The sequence below is a fragment of the Microbacterium oxydans genome, assembly GCF_006540085.1.
Classification (GTDB): Bacteria; Actinomycetota; Actinomycetes; order Actinomycetales; family Microbacteriaceae; genus Microbacterium; species Microbacterium oxydans.
In genome coordinates this window covers 445,871-460,681 of sequence record NZ_BJOG01000008.1, presented here as the reverse complement: position 1 = coordinate 460,681, position 14,811 = coordinate 445,871, and the positions used below count along the sequence as shown (strand labels likewise).

Genomic DNA, 14,811 nt, shown 5'->3' with positions numbered 1-14,811 from the left:
CAACCGCGGCGAGCGGTCATGTCGGGAGCGGGATCTTCCTAACGTGGGGGAACGCAACGTCGCGTATCCCGAGGAGACCCCATGACCGCACCTTCGTCGCGCCGCCGCGACGGCGCCGGACTCGTCGACGACGAGCCCATCATCGTCACCGACCCGAACCTCCCTCCCGTGGCCCTCACCGAAGAGCACCACGAGAAGGCGAACCGCTGGACCCTGCCGAAGATCATCCTGTGGGCCGCGATCGCCCTGCTGGGTGCCGTCGCCTGGACCATGCTCGCGATCGTCCGCGGCGAGACGGTCAACGCGATCTGGTTCGTGTTCGCCGCGGTCTGCACGTACCTGATCGGCTACCGGTTCTACTCCAAGGTGATCGAGAAGTACATCACCCGACCCGATGACCGCCGGGCCACCCCCGCCGAGGTGAAGCAGGACGGCAAGGACTACGTCCCCACCGACCGCCGGGTGCTCTACGGTCACCACTTCGCCGCGATCGCCGGTGCCGGCCCGCTCGTCGGCCCCGTGCTCGCGGCGCAGATGGGGTACCTCCCCGGCACGATCTGGATCATCGTCGGCGTCGTGCTCGCAGGCGCCGTGCAGGACTACACGGTGCTCTTCTTCTCGATGCGACGCGGTGGTCGCACGATCGGGCAGATGGCCCGTCAGGAACTCGGCAAGATCGGTGGAACCGCCGCGATCATCGCCTCGCTGCTGATCATGCTGATCATCGTCGCGATCCTCGCCCTCGTCGTCGTCAACGCGCTCGGGGAGAGCCCGTGGGGCGTCTTCTCGGTCGCGATGACCATCCCGATCGCGTTGTTCATGGGCGTGTACCTGCGCTACCTGCGCCCGGGCAAGGTGACCGAGGTCTCGATCATCGGCTTCGTGCTGCTCATGGCCGCGATCATCGGCGGGGGCTGGGTCGCCGGCACCGAGTGGGGCCAGGCGATCTTCCACCTCGACCGCACCACGATCGCCTGGGGCATCATCATCTACGGATTCATCGCGGCGGTGCTCCCGGTGTGGCTGCTGCTCGCCCCCCGCGACTACCTGTCGACCTTCATGAAGATCGGCGTGATCGTGATGCTCGCCGGGACCATCGTGCTGGTCCGTCCCGAGATCACCGTCCCCGCCATCAGCATCTTCGGTGAGAACGGCATGGGGCCGGTGTTCGCCGGTCCGCTGTTCCCCTTCCTGTTCGTCACGATCGCCTGCGGAGCGCTGTCGGGCTTCCACGCCCTGATCGCCTCCGGCACCACCCCGAAGCTCATCGAGAAGGAGCGTCAGACGCGCTTCATCGGCTACGGCGGCATGCTCATGGAGTCGTTCGTCGCGATCATGGCACTCGTCGCCGCGATCTCCATCGACCAGGGCATCTACTTCGCGATGAACGCACCGACCGCCGCCACAGGGGGCACGGTCGAGGGGGCCGTGGCCTTCGTGAACTCGCTCGGCCTGACGGGGGTGAACCTGACGCCCGACATGCTCACAGGCACGGCAGCGGCTGTCGGGGAGGAGTCGATCGTCTCGCGCACCGGTGGTGCCCCCACCCTGGCGCTCGGCCTCGCGCACATCATGCAACAGGCTCTCGGTGGCCAGGCCCTCATGGCGTTCTGGTACCACTTCGCGATCATGTTCGAGGCGCTGTTCATCCTCACGGCCGTCGATGCAGGAACCCGCGTCGCCCGGTTCATGCTGCAGGACTCGATCGGCGCCTGGTTCCCCAAGTTCCGCGACGTCTCCTGGCGCCCCGGGGTGTGGATCTGCACCGCGATCATGGTGGCCGGCTGGGGAGCGATCCTCATCCTCGGCGTCACCGACCCGCTCGGCGGCATCAACACCTTCTTCCCGCTGTTCGGCATCGCCAACCAGCTGCTCGCCGCGATCGCGCTCGCCGTGGTGATGGCCATCGTCGCCAAGCGCGGCAAGAGCTACATCAAGTGGCTGTGGATCATCGGGCTGCCTCTGGCCTTCACCGCGGTGGTCACGATCACGGCGTCGCTGTACAAGATCGCCTCTCCCGTGCCGGCCATCGGCTATTGGGCGAATCACTTCCGCTACGTCGCCGCCCGCGACAGCGGAGACACCTCGCTCGGCGAGCCGGCGGTGCTCGATGCGGTCATCCGCAACACCGCCGTGCAGGGCACGCTGTCGATCATCTTCGTGACCCTGGCGATCATCGTGATGGTGGCGGCCGTGATCGTCACGATCAGGGCGATCCGCAACGGTGGTGGCGAGAACACCGAGGACGCACCCGTGGCCTCGCGCCGCTTCGCCCCGGCCGGGTTCCTGCCCAGCGCCGAAGAACGCGAGCTCGAGAAGCAGTGGGAGCCGATCCTCGCCGACGAGCGCAAGGCGTCGACCCACTGATGTCGAGACACTGAGATGGCTGACACCACGAGTCGGACGGATGCCGCGACCACCCTCCTGCGGACGCTGCTCAGCGCCGCGGTGCGGGCCGGCCGCGGCATCCGCTGGTACATCACGACCCTGATGGGCGACAGCGCCTACGCGACGTACGTCGCCCATCACGGTCGCGTGCATCCCGGCGAGGAGCCGCTGACCGAGCGGCAGTTCTGGCGGCAGCGGATGGACGACCAGAATCGCAACCCCGGTGCCCGCTGCTGCTGAGGCGTGCGCGGCTCCGTAGGCTGAACCCATGACCGACGTCGTTCTCGCAGCGATCCTCGGCGTGCTCGGCGGCATCGTCCTCTCGGTGCTCCTCCTGCTCGCACGTCGACTCGCCCGCGGCGCCGCCGAGCTGGGGAGCGACGCCGAACAGGCCGCCCTCACCGTGCTGCATCAGGCGAGTCTGGCGGCACCGCATCTGCGCGCTGGACTGTCCGCCCCCGACGTCGTCAAGGCCGCGCGTCACCTGCGGGTGCTCCTCGGCAGCGCGGCGGTCGCGATCGTCAGCGCCGAGGGCACGGTGTCGTTCGACGGGCCGTCCGACGGACTGGAATCCGCTGCCCGCCGCATCGCCGCCAGGGTCGGGGAGTCGGGACGCAGGCAGGTCTTCCCCGCGCCCGGTGCCGACGACGACCTCGAGGCCGTCGGGGCGCCCATCCTGGTCGATGGACGCGTGATCGGCGTCGTGGTCGCCTTCGCGGCGCCCGTCCGTGCCGCGCTGGTGCGTGCCTCGGAGGAGGTGGCCGACTGGTGTGCCGCGCAGGTCGAGCTCGGCGGACTCGACGCGTCCAGGACGCAGCTGGCCGAGGCGGAGCTGCGCTCGCTGCGTGCGCAGATCTCGCCGCATTTCATCTACAACGCCCTCACGGCGATCGCCTCCTTCGTGCTCACCGACCCCGCACGCGCGCGCGAGCTGGTGCTGGAGTTCGCCGACTTCACCCGCTACTCCTTCCGGCGCCAGGGGGAGTTCACGACGGTGGCCGACGAGCTCGGCAGCATCCACTCGTATCTCGAGCTCGAACGAGCGCGGTTCGGGGACCGTCTGCGCGTGACGCTGCAGATCGCACCGGAGACGCTGGCCACCGTCATCCCGTTCCTCTCGGTGCAGCCGCTGGTCGAGAACGCCGTCCGTCACGGGCTCGAGCCCGGCGAAGGGGGAGGGGAGATCCGCATCGCCTCACGCGACGACGGCACCCACACCGAGATCACGGTCGAGGACGACGGGGTGGGCATGGACCCCGAGGCTCTTCATGCGACGCTCACCGCCGGCGACGACGGGGTCCACGTGGGACTCCGCAACGTCGACACCCGGCTCCGCCAGCTCTACGGGGCGGACGGCGCTCTGGTGGTCGAGACGAACACGGGCGCCGGTACCCTGGTGCGCATGCGGGTCCCGAAGTCCCAGCCGCAGCACGACCCGGACGGCGACGGCCGAGCATGACCAGAAGCGTGCAACCGATCGATGTGCTCGTCGCGGACGACGAGAGACCCGCCCTGGATGAGCTGGTCCATCTGCTGCGCACGGACGCGCGCATCGGCGCGATCGTCACCGCATCATCGGGTGCGGAAGCCCTGCGGCTGCTGTCGGAGCGGGCCGTACGGATCGCATTCCTCGACATCCACATGCCGGGGCTCGGCGGGATGGAGCTCGCGCGTGCGCTGCTCGCCCTCGCGGAACCGCCCGCCGTCGTGTTCGTGACCGCCGATGATGCCAGGGCGGTGGAGGCGTTCGAGCTGCGTGCCGCCGACTACCTCCTCAAGCCCGTGCGCATCGAACGGCTCCGCCAGGCGGTCGGACGGGTGGTCGAGGTCGCGGAGGCTCCGACGCCCGGCGACGACGAGATGCTGCCGGTCACGATCGGATCCGTGGTGCGGTTCGTGCGTCGCAGCGAGGTGCGCTGGGTGCAGGCCCAGGGGGACTATTCCCGGTTGCACACCGGCGACGGTGCGGGGCACCTGGTGCGCACGCCCATCTCGGAACTCGAGACGCGGTGGGCGGAAGCCGGGTTCCTGCGCATCCATCGCTCCTCGCTCGTGCGCATCGCCGTCGTGTCCGAGGCCCGGCTCTCCGGCGCTGAACCCTCGGTCTCGATCGGTGCCGTCTCGCTGCCGGTGAGCAGACGCCTGGTGCCAGCGGTGCGCGATGCCCTGTTGCGCGGGGAGGTCGGAGGATGACGGAGAAGCCGAAGCGCGTGCGGGTGCGGGTGACCGCTGATCTGCCTGATCGTCGGCCGGCGGCCTTCACCCGGGGAATCGCGCTGCCGGGCGCACCCGTCGACGAGGCGGATGCCGTCTACGCCAGGGCTCTCATGCGCAGTCAGCTGCGACTCGCACTCGGAACGGTCGCCGGGTTCGTGATCGTCGTCATCGCGCTGACTCTGGCGATCGCGCTCATTCCGGAGATCGGGCAGGTCATGGTCTGGGGCCTGCCGTTGTCATGGCTGCTGCAGGCGTACGCGTTCTATCCGATCATCGTGGTGTTCGCGGTGCTCTACGTGCGCACCGCAGCGCGCAACGAACGTCGATATCGTGCCCTCCGGGATCGCGAATGAATGCGGTGCTCGACCTCATCGGCGTCGCGCTCGTGATCGTCGCGACGCTGCTGATCGGCGTCTACGGTCTGCGCATCTCGCGCACGACCGGCGACTTCTTCGTCGCGTCCCGCACCGTGCGGCCGGTATGGAACGCCTCGGCGATCAGCGGCGAGTACCTCTCGGCCGGCACGTTCCTCGGGCTGTCCGGCCTCGTGCTGCTCGACGGCGCCCGTGGCTTCTGGTTCCCCATCGGCTACGCTGCCGGCTATCTCCTGGTCCTGGCATTCGTCGCGGCACCCCTTCGGCGCAGCGGGGCCTACACGATCCCGGACTTCATCGAGGCGCGGTTGGAGTCGCCGTCGGCGCGCCGGGTCACGAGCGTCGCGGTGCTGGTCATCGGCTGGCTCTACATCGTGCCGCAGCTGCACGGAGCGGGGCTGACCCTGCTGGTCGTCGCCGGTCTGCCGGAATGGGTGGGAGCCGTGACCGTCGCCGTGCTCGTGGCCGCGGCGGTGGCCGCGGGCGGGATGCGGGCGATCACCTACGTGCAGGCTTTCCAGTACTGGCTCAAGCTCACCGCGCTTCTAGTGCCCGTGGTGTTCATCGCGTTCGCCCTCAGTGGGGGTCCGCACGACTTCGATCCGGCGCTGGTGTTCCCCGTCGAGGCCGGGCCCTCGGGGTTCGACGCCTACGAGACCGCCTCGCTCCTGCTCGCGCTGCTGCTGGGCACGATGGGTCTACCGCACGTGCTGGTGCGCTTCTACACGAGTCCGACCGGGGTGTCCGCACGGCGCACGACCGTGATCGTGATCGGCATGGTGAGCGCCTTCTACGCGGTGTCGAGCACGATGGGGCTGCTTGCGCGCATCGCCGCTCCCGACCTCGCGGTGCCCGGTGTCGCCGACACGGTGGTGCTGCTGCTCCCCTCGCGCGTCTTCCCCGGGGCGTTCGGTGAACTGTTGACCGCGCTGATCGTCGCCGGAGCGTTCGCAGCGTTTCTGGCGACATCGGCCGGCCTCGTCGTGTCGCTCGCCGGTGTGATCAGCCAGGACGTGTTCTCCGGATCCGTGCGGTCGTTCCGGCTGTCGGCGGTGCTCTGTGCCCTGGTGCCGCTCGCCGTGGCGCTGCTCACGGCCCCGGCGGGCCTCGGGTCGAGCGTGGGTGTCGTGTTCGTGGTGGCGGCGTCGACCCTCTCGCCGGTCGTGCTGCTCGGCGTGTGGTGGCGGGGGCTCACCGCACGAGGTGCGGTGGCCGGAATGGTGTCGGGTGGGTGCGCTGCGGGACTCGCCCTGCTCGTGCACGCGGCGGTCGGCGGCATCGGAGCAGCGGCGCCCTATCTCGCGCAGCCCGCCGCATGGACGATCCCGCTCGCTACAGCGGTCACGGTCGTCGTCTCGCTGCTGGATCCGCGGGGTCCGTCGCCGCGCACCGAGCGCTTCCTCGCCCGCGTGCACACCCCCGAGCGCGGCTGAGTCAGAGCTTGCGGCTGCGCGGCATGAGCCGAACAGGGGGGAGGGGCGGCGCGGGTATGCGCACATCGTGCCCGGCCACGACTCCGAAACGGTCGGACGCCGCCTCCCACTCCTCGCGGGCCTCGACGATCTCTTCGTGTGTGCGTCCGGCGAAATTCCACCACATCACGATGTCGTCCTCGAACGGCTCACCGCCCAGCAGGAAGAGCAGGGCGCCCTCGGTGCTCGACACCTCGACCGCATCGCGGGAGTCGCCGAGGTAGAGCAGTCCGTTGCGGTCGAGTGGATGCCCGGCCACCACGGCATCGCCTTCGACGAGCATCAGCGCGTGCTCCCAGTCGGAACGCAGTGGCAGGCGCACGCGCGAGCCGGGGGAGATGACGACCTCGGCGCCGACGATCGGGGTGTGCACGGTGGCGGGCGAACGCACCCCGGCGAGTTCGCCGAGCACGACCGTGGCCTCGGCATCTGCTCCCTCTTCGGCCGGGAGTGCGAGTGTCGGCAGCGCGGTGTGCCGTTCGAAGCCGGGGGCACCGCGGCGGGCCGAGTCGGGCAGCACCACCCAGAACTGCAGGGCGTCGAGCGGCACCGGTTCTTCACCGATCGAGTACTCCGAGTGCGAGATGCCGTCGCCCGCTGTCATCAGGTTCAGCTGCCCGCGGCGCAAGTCGGCGTCGCTGCCGAGCGAGTCGCGGTGGCGGATCTCTCCGACGAGCGGCCAGGTCACGGTCTGCAGTCCGATGTGCGGATGCGGCTCGACCCGCATCTTTGTGTCGGCGGGACCGAACCGGTCCAGGAAGCACCAGGCGCCGATCGTCGGCAGGTTGCGGTGAGGCAGCGCCCGCAGCACGTTCATGCCGCGCACTCCGCCCAGCGGCACCTCGCGGGGCTCGAGGATGAGGCGGTGCTGCCCGATCATTCGGCTCGGCCCGTCGGCTCTTCGCCCGTCGATGCGCCATGGCTCGGCGACGCCCGCGGCCAGCGGATCTCGGCTCCGGCGATCTCGTGCGTTTCGAGGTACTTCGCGATGTACGGGCACAGCGGGACGATCGCCTCACCGCGTCCTGCGGCATCCGTCAGCGCTGCCGATGCCAGCTTTCCCGCCAGCCCCTGGCCCTGGAACGCCGGGTCGACCTCGGTGTGGATGAAGCGGATCGATCCGGGGCGCAGGTCGAACTCCGCGAAACCTGCGAGCACGTCGTCGGAGCGGATCTCGTAGCGCGACTCGTCGTCGTTGCGGGTCACGGTGATGTCGGTCATCGGAGGCTCCTTCGAACGGGTTGACTCCAACCTACGCCCGCGTGAGATCGCTGGGGCGGGCGAGAACCCGGTCCGTCTGGCGCCGACGCAGACGGTCCGGGTTCTCGCCCACCGATCCGGTCAGCCCGCTGTTTCCATCACGGCTACCCCGTGCGCATCCTCCCGACTCTTCTTCGGGAAGAGGAAGGTGAGTGCGAGGAAGGCGACGAGCATGATCGCGGGCACGATCAGGGTCTGCTGATACGCCTCCGCCGGGGTACCGGAGTCGATCGCATCGAAGAACACCGAGGCGAAGATCGCGACACCCACTGCGCTCGCGATCGCCTGGACCGCGGTGAGAACGCCCGAAGCCGAACCGATCTCGTCGTCCTTCACCGCGGCGAGGATCGTGCTGAACAGTGCGGCGATGATCGCGCCGCCGCCGACCCCGAACAGGGCGATGCCCGGGGCGATGGTCCAGATGCTGAAGTCGCCCGGCTGCTGCAGCTCGAACCACAGCAGTCCCGCGCCGAGCAGCTGCGTGACTGCTCCGAGCTGCAGCACGGACCGCCCGATCTTCTCGGCGAGCCATGCGCCGCTGATCGCACCGCCGACCGCGGAGCCGATCGCGAGTGGCAGGTTGCTCAACCCCGCCTCGCCGGCGCTGAAGCCGTTGCCGACCTGCAGGAACAGCGTCAGCACCAGCTGTGTGCCGGTCAGGCTGCTGAAGAACAGGGCGATGCCCACGAGCCCGAAGGTGTAGGCCCGACGCGTGAACATGGTCGCCGTGACCAGCGGCACTCCGCCGCGGGCGAGGAGTGCGCGCTGCTGCACCCCGAAGAGGATGAAGCCAGCAAGGCCGGCGGCCACGCACGCCCAGGCCCACAGCGGCCAGTCCAGCTCGGGTCCGAAGGTGAGGCCGAGCACGAGGATGCCGGATGCCGCGACGATGACGGCTGCGCCGAGCATGTCGATGCGGACCGCCCGATCCCCCGAGCGTCGCGGCAGGATGCGCCAGGCGATGACCAGGGCGACGATCCCGATGGGGATGTTCACGAGGAAGACCGAGCGCCATCCGAGCCCGAGGATGTCGGCCTCGATCAGTCCGCCGCCGATGATGGGGCCCAGGATGCCGCCGAGGCCCAGCGCCGGACCGAAGATGCCGAATGCGACGGCGAGCTCGGCGCCGGAGAGGTTCTCACGCAGCAGACCGAGGCCCTGGGGGAGCAGCAGCGCGCCGGCCGCGCCCTGGAGCAGACGGAAGGCGATCAGTAGCTCAGCGGTCGGCGCGAGGGAGCACAACAGCGATGCGATCGTGAACGCCGACAGGCCGAGGAGGAACATCCGGCGCCGCCCGAAGCGGTCACCCAGGCGACCGCCCAGGATCAGTCCCGCCCCCAACGCGAGGGCGTAGCCGCCGATCACCCACTGCAGGCCCAGGGCGTTCGTCCCCAGGGAGGACTCCAACGAGGGGCCGGCGACGTTGACGATCGTCGCGTCGAGCATGTCCATGATCTCGGCCGCGAGCATCACTCCGAGGATCGCCCAGCGCCAGCGGTAGGGCGCTTCTGTCGCGTCTGTCATATCGTCTCAATCCTTGATTATCAATCAAATTAGCAATATGAAGTATTACCATGGTGCGCATGGATGTCAAACGGTCCGAGCGGGCGACGGAATCGGCCTCGACGTATGACCCGTCACGTCGGCACGACGCCGGCGAGATCGACGAGAGTGACATCCGCACCCGCGTGCAGCAGCTCACGATGCGTCAGCAGCGCTTCGAGCGCTCGATCGCCAAGCAGCTCGAACTCGACGCCCCGGGCCTCGAGGTGCTCGACCACCTCATCTCCCGCGGCCCCACGACTCCGACCGAGCTGGCCCACCGCGTCGAGATCTCGACCGCAGCCATGACTCTCGTCCTCAATCGCCTCGAAGATCGCGGCCATGTGCGCCGAGATCGGCATCCGTCCGACGGGCGAAAACTCATCGTGACCGCGTCAGAGGATGCCGCCGCCGATGCCGAGCGCCTGGTGGAGCCGCTCATCGTCGAGGTCGAGGCGCAGATCGCCGCGATGAGCGAGGGCGAGCGGGCGACGGTGGCGAAGTTCCTCGACGACCTCATCCGCGCCTACGACCGGTCGACCGCGAGCTGATCGAGACTGCGCCTGTGGATGAGGCGCGGCCCACGTCGGCGGGGGTCGTTACGCTGGAGGGATGCCGCAGACTCCCCGTGACCCGTACGCGGACCTGCCGTACGCCGACGAGCCCTATGACGACGGGTGGGAGTCGTCCATCCCGCCCGAGCCGATGGACTGGGAGCCTCAGGGCGCCGGGTTCGAACCGCCGCTGGACTGGGGTCAGGGTCCGGTCACCCCGGTGGCCCCCGCGGCCTCCGCGCCGGCCGTGCGCCGAGCGACGCCGAGCCGCTACTCCACCGCACGCGAGGCCCTGCACACGGTCTTCGGCTACGACGAGTTCCGCGGCGACCAGGCAGGCATCGTCGATCAGGTCATCGGGGGCGGAGACGCCGTCGTGCTGATGCCCACCGGTGGCGGTAAGAGCATCACGTACCAGGTGCCCGCGCTCGTGCGCGAGGGCACGGGGCTCGTGATAAGCCCGCTCATCGCGCTCATGCACGACCAGGTCGACGCTCTGCGGGCCAACGGCGTCAACGCCGCCTATCTCAACTCCACGCAGGCGATCGACGAGCGCCGCGAGGTCGAGCGGGCGTACGTCGCCGGTGAACTCGACCTCATCTACGTCGCCCCGGAGCGGTTGTCGAACGCGCAGACCACGGCGCTCCTGCAACGCGGCACCCTCAGCGTGATCGCGATCGACGAGGCCCACTGCGTGTCGCAGTGGGGTCACGACTTCCGGCCCGACTACCTGGCTCTCGGCGATCTGGGCGAGCGGTTCCCCGGTGTTCCACGCATGGCGCTCACGGCTACTGCGACCGCAGCGACGCACAAGGAGATCACCGAACGTCTGCACCTCGACGGCGCAGAGGGGCGGGCGCCGGCGAAGCACTTCGTGGCGAGCTTCGATCGCCCGAACATCCAGTACCGGATCGTGCCCAAGGTCGACCCGCGCAAGCAGCTGGTCGCGTTCATCAAGTCGCAGACCCCGGTGACCGACGACGCCGCGCAGCCCGCGGGCATCGTGTACGCGCTCAGTCGCAAGTCGGTCGAGCAGACGGCGACGTACCTCGCCGCCCAGGGTCTCGATGCGCTGCCGTACCACGCGGGTCTTCCCGCCGAGGTGCGCGCGGCCAACCAGGCGCGCTTCCTCCGCGAGGACGGCGTCGTCATGGTCGCCACCATCGCATTCGGGATGGGCATCGACAAGCCGGATGTGCGCTTCGTCGCGCACATCGATCTGCCGAAGTCCGTGGAGGGCTATTACCAGGAGACCGGGCGCGCCGGTCGAGACGGCGAGCCCTCGGTGGCCTGGATGGCTTACGGGCTCGGCGACGTCGTGCAGCAGCGCAGGCTCATCGACCAGAGTCCCGGTGATCGCACCTTCAAGATGCGCATGGGGCAGCACCTCGACGCCATGCTCGCGCTGTGCGAGACCGTGGAGTGTCGTCGGCAGAACCTGCTCGGCTACTTCGGCCAGGAGTCGCAGCCGTGCGGCAACTGCGACACCTGTCTCGACGACACCGAGACGTTCGACGGGCTCGTCCCAGCACAGAAGCTGCTCTCGACGATCGTGCGGTTGAAGCGCGAGCGCAATCAGGCGTTCGGCGCCGGGCACCTGATCGACATCCTCCGCGGGGCCTCGACAGAGCGCATCAGGCAGCAGGGTCACGACAAGCTCGCGACCTACGGCATCGGCAGCGATCTCTCGGATCAGGATTGGCGCAGCGTCGTCCGTCAGCTCCTGGCCCGCGGCATTCTCGTCGCGCAGGGTGACTACGGCACCCTCGCGCCCGGTGAGCAGGCGGCAGGAGTACTGCGTGGTGAGACCGCTGTACCCCTGCGCAAGGACACGATCGGGCGTCCGACGTCCTCGGGCCGGGCCCGCAAGGCCAGCGCCGCCGATGCCCTGGACGCGGGGGATCGGCCACTGTTCGAGGCACTGCGAGCATGGCGTGCCGAGACCGCTCGCGAGCAGGGCGTGCCCGCGTACATCGTGTTCGGTGACGCGACGCTGCGCGCGCTCGCGGAGCACCGCCCTGCTGCTCTCGCCGACCTCGACGGCATCACCGGCATCGGTGCGAAGAAGCGCGAGGCGTACGGCGAAGGCGTGCTCGCGGTGATCGCCGGCGCCTGACGCCGACGCCCGACGCCTCGCCTTCGGGCGTACTCCGGATCGTGGCGTCTTGAACACTTGCCCATATGGGTATATGTTGATCACATGGCGCGAGCGGCAACCACATCCGATGTCTTCAACGCGATCGCCGAACCGCGACGCCGGGACATCCTGACGCTGCTGCGCAGTGGCGACCGCCCCGTGACCGAGGTGTCCGAGGTGCTGGGGATGACTCAGCCGGGTGCCTCCAAGCACCTGCGTGTGCTGCGCGAGGTCGGTCTCGTGCGCGACCGCCGGGAGGGCAAGCAGCGGGTCTACGGGCTCGACGCCACGGGGCTCCGGGCCGTCCATGAGTGGACGGGCGGCTTCGAGCAGTTCTGGAACGAGAGCTTCGACCGGCTCGATGCCTACGTGCAGGACCTGAAAGCGGAAAGAAGGCAGGAGTAGTGGATGGATACGACGATTGATCGCGAGATCGTGATCTCGCGCGTGATCGACGCCGCGCCGGCGCTGGTGTTCGAGGCGTTCACCACGGTGCAGCACCTCTCGAGGTGGTGGGGCCCCGACGGTTTCACCACGACGACGCGATCGTTCGAGTTCCGTGTCGGGGGCGAATGGGAGTTCGTGATGCACGGACCGGACGGCACCGACTACCCGGAGTGGATCGTGTGGACCGACATCGTCGCGCCGGAGCGGATCGTGATGCTCCATGGTGAGCACCGCGACGATCCTGAGGCATTCGAATCACACCTCACGTTCGTGCTGGACGGCGATCGGACCCGCATCGAGATGCGCACGGTGTTCCCGACACCGGAGCTGCGCGACCGGGCGATCGAGCGGCATGGCGCACTCGAGGGTGGCCGGCAGACACTGGACAACCTCGCCGTCCACGTCGCGGAGATGGCGATCGCGCGAGGGGAGCGCTGATGGCCGGAGCGGTGTTCTTCAGCGTCTCGATGTCTCTCGACGGGTTCATCGCCCCCGAGTCGCCGGACGAGTTGATGGGTCGGCAGTGGATGGAGCTGCAGAAGTGGGTGTTCCGGCTGCGGTCCTTCCGCGAGAATCTGCACCTGGGCGAAGGTGGGGACGAGGGACGCGACAACGACATCGTGCGCGAGACGTTCGAGCGCACCGGGGCGAGTGTGATGGGGAAGCGGATGTTCGACGCCGGCGAGCACGCGTGGCCGGAGGACCCGCCGTTCCATACGCCGGTCTTCGTCGTCACCCATGAGGAGCGCGAGCCGTGGGAGCGCCGCGGCGGCACCACGTTCCACTTCGTGACCGACGGCATCGAGTCGGCGCTCGACCAGGCGCGCGCTGCTGCCGGCGACCTCGACGTCCGCATCTCGGGCGGCGGTGAGACGATCGTCCAGTTCCTCAATGCCGGTCTGGTCGACGAGTTCCACATCGCTCTCTCGCCTGTGCTGTTCGGGGCAGGAGTGCGCCTGTTCGACGGTGTGGACGGGGAACGCCTCTCGCTCGACCTGGTGGGCGCGGAGGATTCCCCGCAGACGACGCATCTGCGCTACGCCGTCCGTCTGCGCTGATCCGCGCGGCGTCGTCTCCGCGCGGCGTCGTCTCAGCGCAGCGCCGTCTCAGCGCAGCGCCGTCTCAGCGCGGAGGCAGCACGTCGTCGAGATGAGCCCGCAGGTGCGTGGCGATGTCGACCCTGTCGCGGTCATACAGCCACTGGTACTGCAGCCCGTCCCACATCGCGATGAGCCAGGTGGCCTCGTGCACGGGATCGCGGTGCGCTGGCAGGTCGCCGTCGACCTGGGCGAGGCGGAAGAGCTCAGCGAAGTAGTCGAGGGCGTTCGCGAACCGCATCGTGAAGTAGTCGTGTGCGGGGTGTGCGACGGGGACGGCCTCGCACGACAGCACCGCGTAGACCTCGATCAGTCCCGGTTCGTCCCGTGCGCTGAGCGCCGCGCCCTCGGGAATGCTGCGGAGCACCGTGGCAGCCGACGCGGTGCTCGTGAACATCTGGTTCTCGTTGATGGCGCTGTCGCGTTCCGTGAGCACGGCGCTCAGCAGCAGCTCCTTCGACGCGTAGTGGTGCAGCAGCGTCGACTTCGACACTCCGACCGCGGTGGCGATGTCCTGCAGGCTGGTGTCGCCGTAGCCGTCGCGGGCGAACAGGCGCATCGCATCGGAGACGATCTGTGCGCGCCTGCGGCGGCCGACCGCGTAGCCGGGGTCGGTGTCGGCGACACTGGTGGCGCGCAGTCGCGGGAGGGGACCGGCGGCCGTCGCGGACCCGGATGAGGGCTCGTCGTCGGGGTCCCGCCACGCGTGCGGCAGCGCCCACAGGTTCTCGCGCTCCTCGAGCATCTCGACGACGTCCACCCGATCGGGCAGGTACTGCGAGAGCAGCTGCAGCCCGTCCCACCCCGCCGTGTGCCGGACGGCCTCGCCGTCGACATCGCGGTCGGCGGCGACCACCCCGTGGTACTGGGCATCCTCGAGCACGTCGTTGCTGAGTGCGCGGATCCGGCAGTAGCGCTCGCGCATCCGCTCGTGCGCGGGGTGGTCCGGCGCCGAGGCCTCCCCGGTGAGGGCCGCGAACAGCTCGAGGTAGCCGGCGGTGCGCGCATTGCGCTCGGCGATGCCGGCGAAGACCAGCTCGCCCGGTTCGGATGCGGCCGAGATCGCGCTGAACACGGACTCGTTCTCGGCTTCGAGCCCGGCGACCACCTCTCCGAGCAGATCGTCCTTCGAGGCGAAGTGCCCGAGCAGGCCCGGGTGGCTGACGGAGGCGGCTGCGGCGATGTCGCGCAGCGACGTGGATCGGTAACCGCGGGTCACGAACAGATCGTGCGCGGCGGTGAGGATGCGCTGCCTCGTCGCGACGGCGCGCGAGTGACGGGTGCCGGTCGCCGTCATCGTCATCGCATCCTCCGTCATCACTC

At 69.2% G+C, this 14,811-nt stretch carries 15 protein-coding genes; 11 read left to right on the top strand and 4 right to left on the bottom strand.

Translation table 11 applies throughout. The annotated features are described in order from the left end of the window. Nucleotides 1-81 precede the first annotated feature (81 nt). The 6 genes from MOX01_RS16520 to MOX01_RS16495 are packed head-to-tail and all read left to right on the top strand — an operon-like array spanning nucleotide 82 to nucleotide 6,412. Complete coding sequence (locus MOX01_RS16520; RefSeq protein ID WP_141370579.1) at nucleotides 82-2,367, top strand: carbon starvation CstA family protein; 2,286 nt, start codon at nucleotides 82-84, stop codon at nucleotides 2,365-2,367. 15 nt (nucleotides 2,368-2,382) lie between these two features. Continuing rightward, nucleotides 2,383-2,628: a YbdD/YjiX family protein gene (locus MOX01_RS16515; protein ID WP_141370577.1), complete on the top strand. Its 246-nt coding sequence runs from the start codon at nucleotides 2,383-2,385 to the stop codon at nucleotides 2,626-2,628. Nucleotides 2,629-2,656: 28 nt separating this feature from the next. Continuing rightward, on the top strand, nucleotides 2,657-3,847 hold the full coding sequence (locus MOX01_RS16510; RefSeq protein WP_046746617.1) for a sensor histidine kinase: 1,191 nt from the start codon (nucleotides 2,657-2,659) through the stop codon (nucleotides 3,845-3,847). Continuing rightward, the gene (locus MOX01_RS16505) at nucleotides 3,844-4,581 is read left to right on the top strand and encodes a LytR/AlgR family response regulator transcription factor (RefSeq protein ID WP_046746618.1); all 738 of its coding nucleotides are present in this window, start codon (nucleotides 3,844-3,846) and stop codon (nucleotides 4,579-4,581) included. The genes MOX01_RS16510 and MOX01_RS16505 overlap by 4 nt, the downstream gene beginning before the upstream one ends. Continuing rightward, the gene (locus MOX01_RS16500) at nucleotides 4,578-4,958 is read left to right on the top strand and encodes a hypothetical protein (protein ID WP_046746619.1); all 381 of its coding nucleotides are present in this window, start codon (nucleotides 4,578-4,580) and stop codon (nucleotides 4,956-4,958) included. The genes MOX01_RS16505 and MOX01_RS16500 overlap by 4 nt, the downstream gene beginning before the upstream one ends. Then, entirely contained in the window at nucleotides 4,955-6,412 is a 1,458-nt protein-coding gene (locus MOX01_RS16495; protein ID WP_141370575.1) for a sodium/solute symporter, read from the top strand. The genes MOX01_RS16500 and MOX01_RS16495 overlap by 4 nt, the downstream gene beginning before the upstream one ends. Nucleotide 6,413: 1 nt before the next feature. Here the strand turns inward: MOX01_RS16495 and MOX01_RS16490 are convergent, their stop codons facing one another. The 3 genes from MOX01_RS16490 to MOX01_RS16480 form a co-directional block, all read right to left on the bottom strand. Continuing rightward, on the bottom strand, nucleotides 6,414-7,331 hold the full coding sequence (locus tag MOX01_RS16490) for a pirin family protein (protein WP_058632152.1): 918 nt from the start codon (nucleotides 7,329-7,331) through the stop codon (nucleotides 6,414-6,416). Beyond that, nucleotides 7,328-7,672 (bottom strand): GNAT family N-acetyltransferase, encoded by a 345-nt coding sequence (locus tag MOX01_RS16485; RefSeq protein ID WP_058632153.1) that lies wholly within the window; start codon nucleotides 7,670-7,672, stop codon nucleotides 7,328-7,330. The genes MOX01_RS16490 and MOX01_RS16485 overlap by 4 nt, the downstream gene beginning before the upstream one ends. Nucleotides 7,673-7,792: 120 nt before the next feature. Further along, the gene (locus MOX01_RS16480; RefSeq protein ID WP_113681846.1) at nucleotides 7,793-9,235 is read right to left on the bottom strand and encodes an MFS transporter; all 1,443 of its coding nucleotides are present in this window, start codon (nucleotides 9,233-9,235) and stop codon (nucleotides 7,793-7,795) included. A 59-nt stretch (nucleotides 9,236-9,294) separates the two neighbouring features. Between MOX01_RS16480 and MOX01_RS16475 the strand changes: the two genes are divergently transcribed. From MOX01_RS16475 to MOX01_RS16455, 5 genes are all read left to right on the top strand, one after another. Then, on the top strand, nucleotides 9,295-9,804 hold the full coding sequence (locus MOX01_RS16475; RefSeq protein ID WP_061017143.1) for a MarR family winged helix-turn-helix transcriptional regulator: 510 nt from the start codon (nucleotides 9,295-9,297) through the stop codon (nucleotides 9,802-9,804). Nucleotides 9,805-9,865: 61 nt separating this feature from the next. Further along, complete coding sequence (recQ, locus tag MOX01_RS16470) at nucleotides 9,866-11,923, top strand: DNA helicase RecQ (protein ID WP_061017126.1); 2,058 nt, start codon at nucleotides 9,866-9,868, stop codon at nucleotides 11,921-11,923. A gap of 84 nt (nucleotides 11,924-12,007) precedes the next feature. Beyond that, entirely contained in the window at nucleotides 12,008-12,349 is a 342-nt protein-coding gene (locus MOX01_RS16465; RefSeq protein ID WP_046746624.1) for an ArsR/SmtB family transcription factor, read from the top strand. Between the two features lie 3 nt (nucleotides 12,350-12,352). Further along, nucleotides 12,353-12,829 (top strand): SRPBCC family protein, encoded by a 477-nt coding sequence (locus tag MOX01_RS16460; protein ID WP_058632157.1) that lies wholly within the window; start codon nucleotides 12,353-12,355, stop codon nucleotides 12,827-12,829. Then, complete coding sequence (locus tag MOX01_RS16455; protein ID WP_046746626.1) at nucleotides 12,829-13,449, top strand: dihydrofolate reductase family protein; 621 nt, start codon at nucleotides 12,829-12,831, stop codon at nucleotides 13,447-13,449. The genes MOX01_RS16460 and MOX01_RS16455 overlap by 1 nt, the downstream gene beginning before the upstream one ends. Nucleotides 13,450-13,513: 64 nt before the next feature. Here the strand turns inward: MOX01_RS16455 and MOX01_RS16450 are convergent, their stop codons facing one another. Then, nucleotides 13,514-14,806 carry a TetR/AcrR family transcriptional regulator gene (locus MOX01_RS16450; RefSeq protein ID WP_230977971.1) on the bottom strand — a complete coding sequence of 431 codons (1,293 nt, stop codon included), beginning with the start codon at nucleotides 14,804-14,806 and terminating at the stop codon, nucleotides 13,514-13,516. Nucleotides 14,807-14,811: the final 5 nt, after the last annotated feature.